Here is a 16892-nt window from a genome sequence, read left to right on the forward strand (position 1 = left end):
AATAATGGTTGCTGAAGTTGGGAGTGTCCTGATGAGGCTAATGTCAGTTGACTTGGCCAAGTCCGTTTACCAAGTAGTCGAGAGTGTTCGTTCTGGTCAGATGATGCAGGGCGTTTGCAGGGGCTGAGTGCGGCACGGTTATTGAATTGAAGCCGGAGCATCATGCCGCGTAGCCATGGCTCCTTGCATCACCTCACCCATAACTTCGATGGAATAATTGAAGTCGAAGCGCTTGCGGGTCGCATGTTCAGTTGCGGCGCGATGGCATCCAGCTCTTCCTGGCTGTGTACCGATAAGTCTGTGCCTTTGGGCAGGTACTGGCGAATCAGGTCGTTGATGTTTTCGTTGCTACCTCGTCGCTGAGGGCTGTGCGGGTCGCAGAAGAATATCGTCACACCTGATCTCGGCTTGCCGCGCCATCTCCCGTCTTTGGTCGTATGTTATGCTCTTTCGCCTCGCTAGCGGCACTACAATGAGTGCTGCACTGAATGCCGAGGTCGCCGTCGCGTCGCTCATCTTTACCAGTATCAGGTAGCCACTGGTGCGCTCCACCAGTGTGCCTACAGGCGATGCGTTGGCTTTACCCTTGGTCAGATCGCCTTCCCAATGCTCCGGCATCAAGCGATCTTCGATCTCCGGCGGGCGCACATGAATGCTGATCATCTCGGGGATCTGTCCGCGCCGATCAGCGCCGCCCGGGGCGGTCTGCGCGTTGCCTTGCTTTGGTGTAGGCAGCTGCGCAGCTCACAGCTCGCCGATCGGTAGGGCATAGATCGCGTTATAGATCGTCTCGAGACAGGCGTAAGCATTTCTGAGGCTGGGTATTTTCATGCTACGCAGCTTGCCGGCAATCTGCTAGGGAGCCAGGCGCTCACGCAGTATGTGGGCCACCAACTCGAAGAGATCGCTACCCGGTAAGAGCTTTCGCTGCGGTCGACAAGCTTGATGGCGGATTTGCATCTGTTGTTGCGCTACACGGGCCGAGTAGCCAAAGTGGGCATCTCGGTTGCGACGCAACTCCCGGCTGATGGTCGAGGAGGTGGCTGATCAGGCATGAAATCTCAAGCAGACTGAAGCCCTGTGCGCGATCGAGCTGAATAGTGGCACGCTCTTCAGCGTTGAGTTCGTTATAAAACATAGGGGCAGTATCGTGCCGGAAAGGTCAGGTGTTGCACTCGGTTTTTGCCGCCGCCCAGTGTAAGCAGCTTCGCTGAGAGGTGTTTAGGCGTCATGTGCAGGTGTAAGTCGAGGTGGTCGAGTGGGTGGTGGGGCTGTGGCACGGTGCATTGTTGGGGGGGGGCGCGCAAGCGCTTAATCGCTAAGATAAGTTGGTTCATCTGTGCTGTGCTCGGCCCTGTCGACGTAACAGCGCTGCCTGTAACGATTGTGATGCCATGCTCGAAGTGATGCACTGCAAGGGCTGCGCGAGGTCTGGGCGCGCGTCCGGTGGGTCAATCTGCTGCGCGGTATTTTGCGCGAGGCGGGCGCCGGAGCGTCTGGCTTTGTCGTCGCCTTTATCCGCGCCGCCCATGAATTAGTTGAGCGTCTCGAGATTGCGCCTTTGAGTCATTAGTTGCATATCGTTCTGGCGGATATCAGTCTTCACCAGCAGTACATGATTGAGTGCGAGCAGCAACTCAAGCGCTGGCATGCCGGCGATCAAGTCGTGCGCAAGCTCGATGAGGTCAGTGGCATTGGTCTGCTGCGACCGGCGACCGGCGACCTGACGGCCGCAGTCGGCAAGCCCGAGCGTTTTGCCAATGGTCGCCAGCTCAGCGCTTGGTTGGGTAGGACGCCGTGCGGATTCAGTAGTGGCGACAGGCTTAAGCTGGGCAGCCTCAGCCGGCAGTGCAGCGATTGTGTGTGCTTTATTGGTCCGCGGCTCGCGAGCGGCCTTGCTGGTGGCAGTAGAGCTGCCAGGCTCGTACGTCGGATAAGCTGGCCCAGTTGCAGCGCTGGGCCAACGAGAAGGCCGTTCGTATTGCTCTTAATGAAGTGTCCGTGGCCTTGGTGTCCGACCGGATCACTGCCTCCAGGAAGCAGTTGGGCGCAACGTGCAACGCACTATTGGGATATATCCTTTCCTAACCCTGGTATCAGTGCGGCTGCACTCGTATATCCAGCCTCTTTTGGGCTTTACAGCCCTGGCCATTCTGCAGTCCGCGCGCCGGGAGCCAAGCGCTCGGCGCTCAATCAATCACGTGGGTCATAATTGATATCGACCTTATTCCGCAGCAGAACACGCTTGCTTCTACCGTGCGACCACTCACCGCAACCTCAGGAAAAACCACTAAGCCTTGCTGGCTACCCCGCCGCCAGGCGGGCTTTACACCTTGTCAGCCGGACTAGACTGCCGCTCAAAACACCACGCAGTCCAACAAATCCTGACCAGTTTGCCGGCCAAGCTGATAACGCTCTAGCGTGAGATGCCAGTCCAGGTAGTTCGTGAGGTAGTGGGTGGTTGCGCCATGAGGTCTGGCCGTTCAGCCCTTCAAACGACTGTGGTAAGCGTTGACGTTCTGGATATGGAAGGCTCCCTGGCGTACGCGCTGGCCGTGGCGGGCGTGCGCGGCTTTGATGGATAATGCCCAGGGTTCGGGTAAGGCTGGCATAGACCTCCGCCCCGTCGGTGCAGGGCACTGACTCCGGGTCGATCAGGGGTAGCAGCGCTTCGCGCGAATGAGTTGCGTCGAGCTTGGTGAGTTTGAGGTCAGCAGTATGGCTCTCTCGGTCGCGCACCACCATCATCGGGGTTTGGTCTTTATCCGTGCCGCGGGCCACGCTGACTCCGTTGCGTTTACGGGGCGGCCTCGATAAGCGTCGCTGAGCTTCTGAATGGCTTCAGAAAGAACGTCTCACCCACTTCGACAATCCCGGCCTCATGCGTGACGTGGTGCCTAGCCGCTGCCGCCAGAGAAAGGCCGTGTTCTTGCTGATGCCACATACCTTGGCCGCCTTGCGCACGCTCAACCTGTTAATCAGTGTCTAGTTATAGTCTTTCCAGCGTTCGGGATAGTTTAGGCGAGTCAGGCTTGTTGCTGACGGTGCGGCGCATATCCGCTGACAGCTACTGCAGCGATAGCGGTGCAGCCTTCGCGACTAGTCCCGGGGCGAGCTGCTTTGTGGGGCTTGGCAATGTGGGCAGTCTGCAAGGCTGGCAGGCAATCAAGCGTCGCTGATGCAGGCGGGTGCTGCAAGGCTTGATGGCGCGTGTGCTTCTGCTGGTGGCTGAGCTGGCTCAGTTGAGCCAAGGGCTTGCGTATCCATGATGGGCAGGCCTTCAGAATGGGTGCCTGTCTTTCAGATTCGCTGTTGCAGCACATCATTGGCGCGTGGCCTTGAAATCGTCAGTAGTCGAAAGAAAGTTGCCGGAAATGTTGGGCTACTTCAGATCATCCTAAAATGCTAGAATTGTCGGCTTTCGAACGTCCGGCAGTCTTCCACCATGCGTAACACAAATGAAAACAGCCTTAAGGTCGCTCTGAGGGCCTGCAGGGGTAGTTTCATATCAGTCGGTTTCTTCAGTTTTTTTGTCAATATGCTGATGCTGGTTCCATCCTTCTACATGCTTCAGGTCTACGGGCGAGTGGTGACCAGCGGAAGTATATCCACTCTGGTGATGCTGACCCTGATCATGACCGTGCTTATGGCGACAATGGGCTCGCTCGAATGGACGCGTTCACGGATCATGGTACGGCTCAGCACCAAACTCGACGTCATGCTCAGTCGCGACGTCTACCGCGCCAGTTTCAAGCGCGCACTGGACAGCGGCGGCATGGACGCTTCGGCGCAGTCCCTCAACGATCTCACCGGCCTGCGGCAGTTCCTTACGGGTAATGGTCTTTTCGCCTTTTTCGACACCCCCTGGCTGCCTGTATATATCGGCGTTATGTTCCTGTTTCACCCCTGGTATGGCTGGATTGCGATTGCCAGCGCCATCATCCTGTTGTGTCTGGCTGCGATCAACGAGAAGCTCACAGGCAAGGCCATCGCCGAGGCCAACAAGCAGAATATCTCGGCCAGCCTCTATACCACCAAGAACCTGCGCAACGCCGAGGTCATCGAGTCCATGGGGATGTTGCATACCCTGATGGAGCGTTGGGGTGCGCGGCAGAAGAAGGTCCTAGCACTGCAGTCCAGTGCCAGCGACAAAGGGGGCATGATCTCCTCACTGTCCAAGACTTTTCGCTTGCTGGTTCAGTCCTTGATTCTTGGCGTGGGTGCCTACCTGGCGGTCAAGCAGGAAATCACTCCCGGCCTGATGATCGCCGGCTCCATCTTGCTGGGTCGGGCGCTGGCGCCAATCGACCTGATGATCGGCAGCTGGAAAGGCTTTATCAGTGCGCGCTCACAGTACGAGCGTCTCAACGATGTTCTCGATAAGCAGCAGGCCGAGCCTCAGCGCATGTCGTTGCCAGCCCCGCAGGGCAACGTGCTGGTGGAAAACCTCATAGTCGGTGCGCCCGGCTCCAAGACGCCGATCCTCAAGAACATCAGCTTCGCTGTCCTGGCGGGCTCGGTCGTAGGCATCATAGGCCCTAGCGCCTCGGGCAAATCGACCCTGGCGCGTGCATTGCTCGGCGTCTGGGCGCCGCAGCATGGCGTCGTACGCCTCGATGGCGCTGACATCAACAACTGGGACAAGCGCGAACTGGGGCCTTATGTAGGCTACCTTCCCCAGGACATCGAGCTGTTCGAGGGCACCATTAGCGAAAATATCGCCCGTTTTGGCGAAATCGATCCCGAGAAAGTGATTCACGCAGCCAAAACGGCCGGCGTTCACGAAATGATCCTGCAGCTGCCCGACGGCTATGACACGCTCATCGGCAGCGAGGGCGTCAACCTCTCCGGTGGGCAGCGCCAGCGTGTCGGGCTGGCGCGTGCCATTTATGGCGCGCCTCGGCTGATCATTCTCGACGAGCCTAACTCTAACCTCGATGAGGTGGGCGAGCGTGCCCTAGCTCAGGCCATCGCCCAGCTCAAGACTACTGGTGCCACCATCTTTATTATTACCCATCGCACCAATATCCTGGCTCAGCTCGACCGCCTGTTGGTGCTGAGCAACGGTACGATCGGTCTGTATGGTCCGAGTGAGCTGGTGATGGCCGAACTGAACAAACAGCAACAGGCAGCCCAGCAGAAAGTTGCCCAGGCCACTCCAGCCGCCTCCATGGCGCGAACCTGAGCAGAGAACGATCATGACTAGCATCAACCCTGCCTCAACAGATAGCCTGTCCGGCCTGCCGACTTCCGACAGCCGTGCACGCTTTATTGGTTATTTCATCGTATTCGTCACATTTGGCATTTTCGGCACTTGGGCCGCCTTCGCACCGCTCGAAAGTGCAGCCCTGGCGCCCGGTGTCGTGACGGTACAGTCCTATCGCAAAACCGTGCAGCATCTCGAAGGCGGCATCGTTAAGGAACTGCACGCCCGTGACGGCGAAGTCGTCTCGGCGGGCGATCCGCTGATCGTCCTCGACGATACTCAGGTGCGCGCCGAATACGGCATCACCCGCAGCCAGCTGGTCGCAACGCAGGCCATGGAGGCGCGCCTGCGGGCCGAGCGTGATGGTCTTGGTGCGATTGACTACAGCCGTATGTTCGAAAGCGACAGCCGTCGTGCCCAAGAGGCACGTGAGGGTGAAACCCAGGTATTCAATGCCCGCAGAGGCTCACGGCTCGGCGAAGTGGCAGTGCTGGAAAAGCGCATCGGCCAGCTGAACGAACAGATCAGTGGCCTGCGGTCGATGATCACCACTAAAGGCAGTTTGGAAAAATCCTACAAAGACGAAATCGCTGAGCTGACTGATCTGCTGGCCGAAGGCTTCGTCGACAAGCAGCGCCTGCTGGATCAGGAGCGTAAACTGAACATGCTACGCTCCGAGATCGCCGATCATCAGTCTGATATCACCAAAACTCGTCTGCAAATCAGCGAAACCGAATTGCAGATACTACAGCTTAACAAGGACTTCAGCGCCGAAGTGGTCGGGCAGCTCGCCGAGGTGCAGACCAAGGTGTTCGACCTGCAGGAGCGAATGTCCGCCCTTGAAGACCGCTTGACCCGCATCGTCATCCGCGCCCCCGAAAACGGCATGATCATCGGAATGACCGTGCATACCGTCGGGGGGGTGATCAGCCCTGGTACGCCGCTGTTGGATATCGTACCGGCTCAATCCGACTTGATCGTCGAGGCTCAGGTGTCGCCTATCGACATCGACCGTGTGCGGGTCGGCAAGCAAGCTGACATTCGCTTCAGCGCCTTCAAGAGTTCCACCACGCCGGTAATGAAGGGTGAGGTCGCGCACGTGTCGGCTGACCGTCTGATCAATCAGGACACCGGCATGCCCTACTACCTGGCGCGTGTGGTGTTGACCGAAGAGGGTTCGCGCGCCCTCGGTTCGCTGCAATTGCAGCCAGGCATGCCCGCCGAAGTCCTTATCAATACGGGAGAGCGCACCATGCTTCAGTATCTGGTATCGCCGGCGACCGACGCCTTTGCCAAATCGATGATCGAGGATTGAGCGTGCGAATAGCCGTCAGCCTGCTCTTGGCCGCCTTTGTTGCTCACTCTCATGCCCAGGAGCTTGACAATCTGCCGTCCGCGCCTGCTAGCATCAGTGCCAATGAATATGCCGCCGACCTGATGCAGCTCTATCGTGAGTCGCGTCTGGAGGACCCTCGCGTGCTAGCAGCCTATGCGCGTGCCCAGGCCGGTGTGGACCGCCAGCGTGAAGCCTTTGGTGGACTGCTTCCACAAATCACCGCCAGTGGCTCCTTCAACCGTACCAATCGTGATGTCGAAATCGACTCTGAAAGCTACAACAACGAAAGCTACGTCCTTCGTCTCAGCCAGCACCTCTATAACAAGGCCGCCTGGGAAAACTACCAGAAGTTCAAGAAGCTTGCCCGGCAGGGCGAATTCGAGTCGGTGGATGCCCAGGCCGAGGCCACGGTCGATCTCGCGCAGCGCTATTTCGTCGCGCTGGCCTCTGATGACGAGCTGGAACTGATCCTGGCCGAGCGCCGTGCTACCCAGAAAAACCTCGACCGCGTCAATGCCCTGTACGACAGGAAAATGGCCATGGTTACCGATGTGTTCGACCTCCAGGCGCGTGTCGATGCGCTGGCTGCGCAGGAAGTCGAGGCGCGCAATCAGGTGCGACTCAGCCGCGAAGAACTCTCCGAGATCGTCGGCAGGCCCGTCGAGGAAAAGCTCAGCCGCATTCGCGAAGATGTCGAACTGCAGGTTCCCGACGAGGCGATCGATCAGTGGATCGATCGCGCCCTAGCGGCCAACCCTGCTCTCAAGGCCCGGGAACAAGCCCTAGGCGCAGCTGATGCGGCGTTGCGCGAGAGCCGTGGCGCGCATTATCCCAGCCTCAGTATGAACCTCAGCGCTCAGCGCAGTGATGTGGGCTACGACAATACCCTGACGCCGCGTTCGGACAGTTACGTTGCCAGTTTCGGCGTGCAGATCCCTATCTACAGTGGCGGCTCCGCCTCGGCGCGGGTGCGCTCACTGCACAGTGATCGTCTGGCAACCGAACAACAGCTAGAAGCAGTCCGCCGTCAGGTTGTCAAGGAAACCACCAGTGCCTATCTGACGGCCCAGTCCAGCATCGAAAGGATACGCGCCTCGCGCAATGCGCTGGAGTCGGCGGAAAAATCCAGCATTGCCGCGGAACGAGGCTTCCAGTACGGCGTCGTCAACGCTGTCGACGTGCTGATCAGCGTGCAGAATGAATACAAGGCGCGGCGTGACCTGCTCAAGGCTCAGTACGACTTCATCACCAATCTTCTGGTACTGAATCGTTGGGCCGGACGGCTGTCCGAGCAGAGCATCGAAAACGTCAATGTATGGTTGGCTCGCAGCGAGCAAGCGCGAGCCCTGGAAAGGAAAACAACTAAATGAGCATCACCATCAAGACTGCCATCGTCACCGGCATCACCGGGCAGGATGGGGCCTATCTCACACAACTTCTGCTGGAGAAGGGCTACAAAGTGTACGGCACCTACCGCCGTACCAGTTCGGTGAACTTCTGGCGCCTGGAGGACGTCGGCGTCATCGGCCACCCGAATCTTGAGCTGGTCGAGCACGATCTCACAGATCTGGGCGCAAGTATCCGCCTGCTCGAAAAAGCTCAGCCTGACGAGGTCTACAATCTCGCCGCGCAGAGCTTTGTAGGCGTCTCCTTCGACCAGCCCATCACCACGGCTGAGATCACTGGGATTGGCGCGGTTAACTTGCTCGAAGCGATCCGCATTGTCAATTCGAAGATCCGCTTCTACCAAGCCTCCACCTCGGAAATGTTCGGCGAGGTCCAGCAAATCCCGCAGACCGAAGCCACGCCGTTCTACCCACGAAGTCCCTATGGCGCTGCCAAGCTCTACGCCCACTGGATGACCGTCAACTACCGCGAGTCCTACGGCATCTTCGGTGCCAGCGGCATCCTCTTCAATCATGAGTCCCCGCTGCGCGGCAAGGAATTCGTCACCCGCAAGATCACCGATGCAGCGGCGCGCATTTCTCTGAGTAAGCAGGACAGCCTGGAGCTGGGTAACCTCGCCGCTAAGCGTGACTGGGGCTATGCCAAGGAATACGTCGAAGGCATGTGGCGCATGCTGCAGATCGATCAGCCGGATACCTTCGTCCTCGCCACCAACCGCACCGAGACCGTGCGTGACTTTGTCTCGCTGGCCTTCAATGCGGTGAATATCCAGCTCGACTGGCAGGGTAGCGAAGAGAACGAGCGCGGTATCGACAGTGGAACCGGCAAAACGCTGGTACGGGTCAACCCGCGGTTTTACCGTCCGGCGGAGGTCGACCTGCTGATCGGAAACCCCGAAAAAGCCACCCAAGTGCTCGGCTGGAAGCCTCAGACTACGCTGGAAGAGCTGTGTCGGCTGATGGTCGAGGCCGACCTGCAGCGCGTTCAAAACGGCAAGTCGTTCTAGGAATATGCTAAAGCCTGCAGAACTTGCAGGTCATCACCTGTAGATGCGGGTGTGGATAGGCCCCGCAGGGGCGGCACCTAGCCGCGAACGAACACCGATGACAAAACATGAAATTCATAACTGACGCAGGGTCGGGTCAACTCTTTGAACAAGACAATTAATGATCTATGGCAGGCTCGCCAGTTTATAAAAAGCTCCATTCGCAATGAGTTCGTCACCCGAGTCGTACGCAGTCGTTTAGGTCTTGTCTGGATTGTCATCTATCCCCTGGCTCAAGTCGCCATTTACGCCTTTGTGCTGTCGGCACTCATGACCGCCAAGCTGCCCGGGCTGCAGACAGCATATGCCTACCCAATCTATCTGACTTCGGGAATCATGGCATGGACCCTGTTCTCCGAAGTCGTGGGGCGCTGCCTGAATGTCTTTATCGAAAACAGCAACCTGCTCAAGAAGATGGCTTTTCCGCGTCTTGCGCTGCCAGCCATCGTTACGGGCAGCGCCATGCTCAACAACACGCTGCTATTTCTGTCAGTATTGCTGATTTTTGCAATTCTGGGGCACACACCAACCCTGAGCCTGCTCTGGCTTCCGATCCTGACGCTCCTGCTGCTCATGCTGGCGTTGGGGCTGGGCTTGGCACTGGGCCTGCTCAACGTATTCTTCAGGGATGTCGGCCAACTGGTGAGCATCGCACTTCAGTTCGGCTTTTGGCTCACCCCTATCGTGTATACACTCGACCTCTTTCCGCCGACCTATCAGAAGATGCTTCATATCAACCCCATGACAGGCATCGTCCAGGGCTATCAGGCAGTGCTGGTCTTCGGGCGTACTCCTGACTGGCAAATACTGATCTACCCAGCACTGTTCGCAATTATGGCTTTGTCTCTGGCAGTCTTTCTCTACAGTCGTGCCATTGACGAAGTGGTGGATGTGCTATGACCGTTGCACTGCGAGTTGCCGGTATTGGCAAGGCATTCAATCACTACAGTCGCGAGCGACACAGGCTCATGTCTTGGTTTGGCTTGCCGACGGCATCGGTCGAGCGTCACTGGGTGCTCAAGGACATTTCCTTTGCCTTGGAACCAGGGGAGGCTGTTGGCCTGATAGGGCTCAACGGCGCCGGCAAGAGCACCCTGCTAAAGATCATTACCGGCACGTTGAAACCCACCACTGGAAATGTAGTGGTCAATGGCCGCGTATCCGCCATTCTGGAACTCGGAATGGGCTTTCATCCGGATCTGACCGGCCGGCAGAACACCTACCATGTGACGGGGCTGATGGGCTTCGCCAGGGCGCAGATTGACGACCTGATAGACGAAATCCATGCCTTCTCCGAAATCGGTGAGTACTTCGATCAGCCGGTACGGGTCTACTCCAGCGGTATGCAGGCGCGACTCGCTTTTGCCATCGCGACTGCACAGCGCCCGGAAGTGCTGATTGTTGACGAGGCTCTGTCGGTCGGCGACGCGTACTTCCAGCACAAGAGCTTTGATCGCATTCGACAGTTCACACGGCAAGGCACAACACTGCTGTTGGTCAGCCACGACAAGCAGGCCATTCAGAGCATCTGTAACCGGGCCATTTTGCTCAATGATGGTCAGGTTGCCATGCAGGGTGAGCCGGATGCTGTCATGGATTACTACAATGCCCTGCTGGCCGCCCATCAGGATCAGCAGATCACTAACGACCCCCAGAGCAGCGCGATCTTGTCCGGCACGGGCGAGGTAGTGTTTACGGCCTTCGAACTCACGGCTGATGACCAGCTAGTGGAGGTCATTGATGTGGGGCAGTCGATCAAGCTGCGCGTACGGGCGCAATGCCAGAGCGCAGTGCCTGATCTGGTCCTTGGATTTCTCATCAAGGACCGCTATGGCCAGGATGTATTTGGCACCAATACCCGCCACCTGAATCAGGTAATTCATGACCCTGTCCCTGGGCAGATACTGTCTTGGGCGTTTACGTTTGATGCTGATATCGGCCCCGGCACCTACTCGATTACCCTGGCGTTGCACAGCAAGGAAGGGCATATCGAACGTAACTATGCATGGCAGGAGCGTGCCCTGATGTTCGAAGTGGTTAATCGCAGCCAGATCGAGTTCGCCGGTGTGGCCTGGCTGGGAAACAGGCTGGAGTGTCATCAAGACCATGAGTGATGATTTCTATCGTGCGCTAGAAGAGCGCTTCCGAGCCTCTCGTGAGGAAATTCACTCACGGCTATCCGGTTACCGCCCGTTTCTCGAGGTCTTGCTTGAGCAGCATCCACGGCCTCGTGCCTTCGATATTGGCTGCGGGCGTGGTGAATGGCTTCAACTACTTGGCGATGCGGGCTTTGACGCCCGAGGTGTCGATCTTGATGATGCCATGCTGGCTGCCTGTCATGAGGCCGGCCTCGACGCCTGCAATCAGGACGCCTTGAGTGCGCTGCAGGCCGCACCGGATGACAGCTACCACCTCATCACATCGTTCCATGTCGTCGAGCATCTCGACTTCGACTACTTGCGCTTGCTGCTCCAGGAAGCCAAACGCACGCTGACGCCCGATGGCTTGTTGATCCTGGAAACGCCAAACAGTGAAAATCTCATGGTGGGCACCAACAGTTTCTACCTGGACCCTACCCATCAGCGCCCTGTCCCCGCCCTGTTTCTAGAGTTTCTCTGCCAGCAGAGCGGTTTCGCCCGCAGTAGGATCCTGCGACTGCAGGAAGATCCGGCGCTGGTTTCGCCCGACGCCGCTATTGGCCTATGGCAAGTGCTCTACGGAGTAAGCCCGGACTACGCGATCATGGCGCAGAAGCAGCCGGCCAGCACAGGCCTGGCTGATCCTTTCGCCGAGCTGTTTGCCCGTGACTACGGCCTTGGGCTTGAAACACTGGCCATTCGGCACGATCAGCATATAGATAAACAGCTCCAGCAATTGGCCCAAGATCAACAGGCTGCGAACAAGTGGCTGGAAGAGCGGCTTACTGACCTCGCAAATCGCTGCGAACAGACGGAAGCGGCGTTGCAGCAAGTCTATCTGAGTCGATCATGGCGTATTACCCAGCCCATACGTGATCTGGCTGACTTCCTGCGTCACCTGGACCGCGCCCGGGTGCGAGGATTGCTGCTGCGCCCGCTGCGAGCAGGGCTTTTTCACCTGCGCAAAAGCCCGGCGCTGAACGCTTCGATTGTACGTTTCGTGCGCCGTATACCGGGCCTTGAAGAACGCTTGCGACGTTTGCAAGCGATGCTCGAACGACCGGATATGGACGCCCACGGCCAAGCCGATGAATACTCGCCGCGAGTCTTGCGTCTCGCATCACGGCTGGGCAAGCTGGCTGACCGAGCCCCACGGCCCACCACGACCGAGCGTCCGCGGCTGGCCTTCGTCACCCCGCTGCCGCCCGAACGTACCGGGATCGCCGACTACAGCGCCGAACTGCTACCGGAGCTGTCGGCCTATTACCAGATCGATGTGATCATGGAGCAGGACGTCATCGATGCGCCCTGGGTCAGCGAGCACTGCCAGGTGCACGACGCCGACTGGCTGCGTGACAATGCCGACGCCTTCGATGCCGTGCTCTACCACATCGGCAATTCCGCCTACCACGACTGGATGGTCTCCCTGCTTGAGGACGTGCCCGGTGTGCTGGTCTTGCATGACTTCTTCCTTAGCGGGCTGATCTGGTCGCTCGAAGCCCGGCCCCAGCATCAGGGCATCAAGCTGCGGGAGCTGTATTACAGTCACGGTTATCCCGCGCTGGTGCAAGCCCTACAGGGCGAAGAAGGCGCGCAGATCGCCTTCCGCTATCCCTTCAATCGCACCATCATCGAGGCCGCCGTTGGTGTGATCGTGCATTCGGATGTTTCATTTAGGCTGGCGCAGCAATGGTACGGCGATGATGCGGCGAGCATGTGGCAACGCATCCCCTTGCTGCGTGTGCCGGCAGAGCCGCTGCAGAAGCAGGAAGCTCGCCAGCGCCTGCAGATACCGGATTCGGCATTTGTCGTCTGCAGTTATGGTCAGCTTGGCGTCACCAAGCTCAACCACCGCCTGTTGCAAGCCTGGCTAGACTCAGACCTAGCACGCGACCCGGACTGCATGCTGGTTTTCGTCGGGGAACTGGGTAGCGACGATTACGCCCAACGTCTTCGTACCGCCATACTCGAAAGCGGGATGCAGTCGCGGATACGGATTACCGGCTGGGCAAGTGGCGAGAGTTTCCGGGACTATCTCGCCGTGGCCGATCTCGCTGTCCAGCTGCGTACGCTGTCGCGAGGTGAAACCTCCGCAGCCGTTCTCGACTGCATGAACTACGGCTTACCGACAATAGTCAATGCCAACGGCAGCATGGCCGACCTGCCGGCTGAAGGCGTGTACCGCCTGGCGGACGATTTCGAAACGGCTGATCTGAGCGCGGCGCTTGATGACCTGCATAGCAATCCGCAGGCGCGGGACGCGCTAGGCGTGCGTGCAAGAGGCATCGTTGAAACGCTTCACTCTCCGGCTGGCTGCGCGCGCCTCTATCATCAGGCCATCGACGATTTTGCTGCACAGGCCCGGCAAAGCGAGCAGCACCTGCTAGAAGCCCTTGGCACACTGCCGGGCACGCCGAGCGAAGCATCGCTGCTGGCGCTGGCCGAGCGCCTACTCGAAGATCAGCCCGCGCCGCTCCGTCAGCCGCAATTGCTGCTCGACATCACCGCGACCAGCCGTCTGGACCGGCATACCGGCATCGAGCGCGTAGCCAAGGCCCTGACCCTTGCTCTTCTTACGCAGCCACCTGCAGGCTATCGCGTTGAGCCGGTTTACCTGACCGATCAAGGCGGACGCTGGCACTACCGATATGCCAGCGCCTACACCGCCCGTCTGCTGGGTATCCCCGAAGTGATTCAAGATCGGGGCGTTGACTATGCGACTGGCGACTGCCTGCTCGCGCTTGATTACTCAGGCGAGGCATTTATCCGCGCGAGTGACAAAGGCCTGTTCAGGACCCTGCGCGAGCAAGGCGTCAATTGCCGGATGCTGGTGCATGATCTGTTGCCAGTGACCCGTCCTGAGCTGTTCCCGCCCAGCGCTAACGCTTATTTCGGTCGCTGGCTCGATGTTGTGGCACAACTTGACGGCGCAATATGCGTAACCCGTACCGTTGCCGCTGAACTGCACCGCTGGCTTGAACAGCATCACCCGCAGCGCAGCGAAATCCTCATGCTTGATCACTCCCACCATGGCGCAGACCTCTGCGGAGCGGCTCCCAGTCGTGGCTTGCCTGAAAATGCCGCAGAGCTGCTGGCGCAGCTGGCGGCACGTCCAAGCGTGCTCATGGTCGGTACGCTGGAGCCGCGCAAGGGCTATGTGCAGGCGCTGGCTGCCTTTACCCATCTCTGGCAGGGCGGGGCCGAGATCAACTTGGTCATCGTCGGACGGGAAGGCTGGAAGGACCTGCCCGACGAGCAGCGGCGTGACATTCCCGAGCTGATCAAGCAATTGCGCCAGCACCCGCAATTGGGGCAGCGCCTGTTCTGGCTGAACGACGTCAGTGATGAGCTCCTGGAAAAGGTATACACCACTGCCGACGGCTTGCTGGCGGCTTCGCTGGACGAAGGCTTCGGTCTGCCGCTGATCGAGGCGGCCCAGAAGGGCCTGCCTATTCTAGCGCGCGACATCCCCGTATTCCGCGAGGTTGCCGGCGAGCACGCCTGTTTCTTCCACGCGGACCAGGCTGGCGAACTGGCTGAAGCCATTGATGCCTGGCAGCGCGGCGGTTTCAGGCCAGCCTCCAGCAGTATGCCCTGGCAGACCTGGCAGCAAAGTGCGAACAACCTTCAGCAGATCATGCTCCGCAACAGGGAACAGCTTCCATGAGTCATGGACTGGCAACCCCGCCCGCCCGCTACTACCCCTATATCGATGGTCTGCGTGCGCTGGCCGTGCTTTCGGTGCTGGTCTATCACCTACACGGTCCCTGGTTGCCGGGCGGCTTTGTCGGTGTAGACGTATTTTTCGTCATCTCCGGCTTCGTCGTCAGTGCCTCCATCGCCAGCTTCAAGGGGCAGGGCTTGTGGCAGTTCCTAGGGTATTTCTACGCCCGGCGCATTCGTCGCATCTTTCCGGCCCTAATTGTCTGTCTGTTGTTGACCAGCCTGGCCAGTGCGCTCTTCATACCCTCCATCTGGCTTAGCGAAGTTAACCAGCGCACAGGTATCTATGCCTTCTTTGGCCTGAGCAATTTTATCCTCGCGCAAACTGGGCGGGACTACTTCGCCCCGACCACAGAATTCAACCCCTACACCCATACCTGGTCGCTGGCCGTCGAAGAGCAGTTCTATCTGGTCTTCCCGTTCCTGTTCCTCGCCTGGCTGTCGGGGCCGCGTGGCCGCAAGCTCTCCATGCTCCTGTTTGCAATTACGGCAGCAGCATCCATGGCTCTGGCGGGCTGGCAGAGCCAGGCCAGCCCCACCCAGGCCTACTTCCTGACGCCGGCGCGCTTCTGGGAACTGGCCGCAGGCGTCCTGCTGTACCAGCTGCTCAGTAAACTGCCGGAACGCACCGCCGCTGATCGTCATGGCGGGCTCTACGCGCTTGCAGCCAGTCTGTCGCTTATCGTAGTGCTGCTTGCCTTCATCGTGTCTACACCCCAGCGCTTTCCCATGCCCGGTGCCTTGCTGGCAGTCGTGGGGACCCTCGGCGTATTGGGGGTTCTGTACCACCATGCCGGCTTGCGTCGGCTGCACAGCCTACTTGGCAGCCGTCCGCTTGTAGCCGTAGGCAAAATGTCCTACTCGCTGTACCTCTGGCACTGGCCGGTTTTCGTATTGTTCCGTTGGACCGTCGGGCTGGAGACGCCTCTGCAACGAATCATCGCGGTGGCGCTGGCGTTCGCCCTGGCCGTGGCCTCTTACCGCTGGGTTGAAACCCCCGTGCGTCATGCCGCCTTTATGCGCCGCATGCCTCAGCGCGCGGTGATCGCCTGCGGCCTTTTGATCATCCTGGCCGGCTGGTCGAGCGCGCACTATATCGATCAAAAACAGCCACAACTGTCGCTGAGCAGCATCAGCCAGGTGCCCGACGACTGGTACCCGCGTGGCGCCTCAAGCTTCAAGGGTTTTCCAGGCTGTACCGCCGACCCTGAATACCGAGTGGTCAATGGCGCCACGCTGATGCTCTACACACCGCATGGCTGCGACCAATCCCGCCCTTTACAGGAGCGTGTGCTGTACGTCATTGGCGACTCCCACGCCATGGCCTATGAAGGGCTGTTCAAGCAGTACGCCATCGAACAGTCGATTCGCGTGCACGCCTATGTCAAAAGCGGATGTGCCTTCATCAGTTTGCAACCATGGAACAATGATGCAGCCTGTCGGCAGTTTGCGCGTGATGTGCTCTCAGACCTGGCAACGCTCAAAGCAGGCGACATTCTTTTCCTGCCGTCGCTGCGCCTGCCTAGGTTCGCTGACCAATGGGCTTTTCTTGGGACGGAGCAAGCTTACGACGGGATGTTCGGCCCTGACGCCGACGCAGGGCGTCAGCTGGTGGTGGAAGAAACCATCCTTATTTTGCGTGAGTTTACTGATCGAGGCGTGCAGATTGTATTTGAAGCGCCCAAGCCCCTGTTCAAAGCACCCCTTTTCCGCTGTGCCGACTGGTACAACCGCGGCAACCCCGTCTGTGCCCAGGGGGTAGAGGTATCCCGCAAGCAATTACAGGAATATCGCCAGCCCGTCATGGCGGCGTTTACCGATATTCAGCAACGGCTGCCTAATGTGGGTATTTGGGACCCATTCCCTGTTTTGTGTCCGCAGGAGCCTTGCAGTGCTTGGCACGACGGCAAGCCATTGTTTCTGGATGCTGACCACATCAGTGGTTATGGCAACAGTCGCTTAGTGGCAGATTTTACCGGCTACATGCGCAAACTCCCTGGCAGGCCTTTGCCGCGAATGACCCCTTAACACGACTGG

General features: G+C 58.8%; 9 protein-coding genes and 2 pseudogenes. 9 read left to right on the forward strand and 2 right to left on the reverse strand.

The window, feature by feature from the left end; all coding sequences use genetic code 11:
* Positions 1-138: 138 nt before the first annotated feature.
* Positions 139-1138, reverse strand: a pseudogene (locus tag ACEPAJ_RS02170) (IS30 family transposase).
* 76 nt (positions 1139-1214) lie between these two features.
* Between ACEPAJ_RS02170 and ACEPAJ_RS02175 the strand changes: the two are divergent.
* Positions 1215-2016, forward strand: a pseudogene (locus ACEPAJ_RS02175) (transposase); the annotation flags it as partial.
* Between the two features lie 467 nt (positions 2017-2483).
* On the opposite strand, the gene ACEPAJ_RS02180 reads toward ACEPAJ_RS02175, so the two are convergent.
* Positions 2484-2612 (reverse strand): hypothetical protein, encoded by a 129-nt coding sequence (locus ACEPAJ_RS02180; protein WP_425913240.1) that lies wholly within the window; start codon positions 2610-2612, stop codon positions 2484-2486.
* An 833-nt stretch (positions 2613-3445) separates the two neighbouring features.
* On the opposite strand from ACEPAJ_RS02180, the gene ACEPAJ_RS02185 reads away from it, so the two are divergent.
* The 8 genes from ACEPAJ_RS02185 (at position 3446) to ACEPAJ_RS02220 (ending at position 16883) form a co-directional block, all read left to right on the forward strand.
* Entirely contained in the window at positions 3446-5185 is a 1740-nt protein-coding gene (locus ACEPAJ_RS02185) for a type I secretion system permease/ATPase (protein WP_425913242.1), read from the forward strand.
* 13 nt (positions 5186-5198) lie between these two features.
* Positions 5199-6521 (forward strand): HlyD family type I secretion periplasmic adaptor subunit, encoded by a 1323-nt coding sequence (locus tag ACEPAJ_RS02190; RefSeq protein ID WP_425913243.1) that lies wholly within the window; start codon positions 5199-5201, stop codon positions 6519-6521.
* On the forward strand, positions 6518-7912 hold the full coding sequence (locus ACEPAJ_RS02195; protein ID WP_425913245.1) for a TolC family outer membrane protein: 1395 nt from the start codon (positions 6518-6520) through the stop codon (positions 7910-7912). Before ACEPAJ_RS02190 ends, ACEPAJ_RS02195 begins: the two co-directional genes overlap by 4 nt.
* The gene (gene gmd, locus ACEPAJ_RS02200) at positions 7909-8955 is read left to right on the forward strand and encodes a GDP-mannose 4,6-dehydratase (RefSeq protein WP_425913247.1); all 1047 of its coding nucleotides are present in this window, start codon (positions 7909-7911) and stop codon (positions 8953-8955) included. The genes ACEPAJ_RS02195 and gmd overlap by 4 nt, the downstream gene beginning before the upstream one ends.
* Before the next feature lie 144 nt (positions 8956-9099).
* The gene (locus ACEPAJ_RS02205; RefSeq protein WP_425913248.1) at positions 9100-9894 is read left to right on the forward strand and encodes an ABC transporter permease; all 795 of its coding nucleotides are present in this window, start codon (positions 9100-9102) and stop codon (positions 9892-9894) included.
* Complete coding sequence (locus ACEPAJ_RS02210; protein WP_425913250.1) at positions 9891-11108, forward strand: ABC transporter ATP-binding protein; 1218 nt, start codon at positions 9891-9893, stop codon at positions 11106-11108. The genes ACEPAJ_RS02205 and ACEPAJ_RS02210 overlap by 4 nt, the downstream gene beginning before the upstream one ends.
* Positions 11101-14799 carry a glycosyltransferase gene (locus ACEPAJ_RS02215; RefSeq protein WP_425913252.1) on the forward strand — a complete coding sequence of 1233 codons (3699 nt, stop codon included), beginning with the start codon at positions 11101-11103 and terminating at the stop codon, positions 14797-14799. Before ACEPAJ_RS02210 ends, ACEPAJ_RS02215 begins: the two co-directional genes overlap by 8 nt.
* Complete coding sequence (locus ACEPAJ_RS02220) at positions 14796-16883, forward strand: acyltransferase family protein (RefSeq protein WP_425913254.1); 2088 nt, start codon at positions 14796-14798, stop codon at positions 16881-16883. Before ACEPAJ_RS02215 ends, ACEPAJ_RS02220 begins: the two co-directional genes overlap by 4 nt.
* The last annotated feature ends 9 nt before the right edge of the window (positions 16884-16892 follow it).

The sequence above is a fragment of the Pseudomonas sp. GWSMS-1 genome, from assembly GCF_049847425.1.
Taxonomy (GTDB): Bacteria; Pseudomonadota; Gammaproteobacteria; order Pseudomonadales; family Pseudomonadaceae; genus Aquipseudomonas.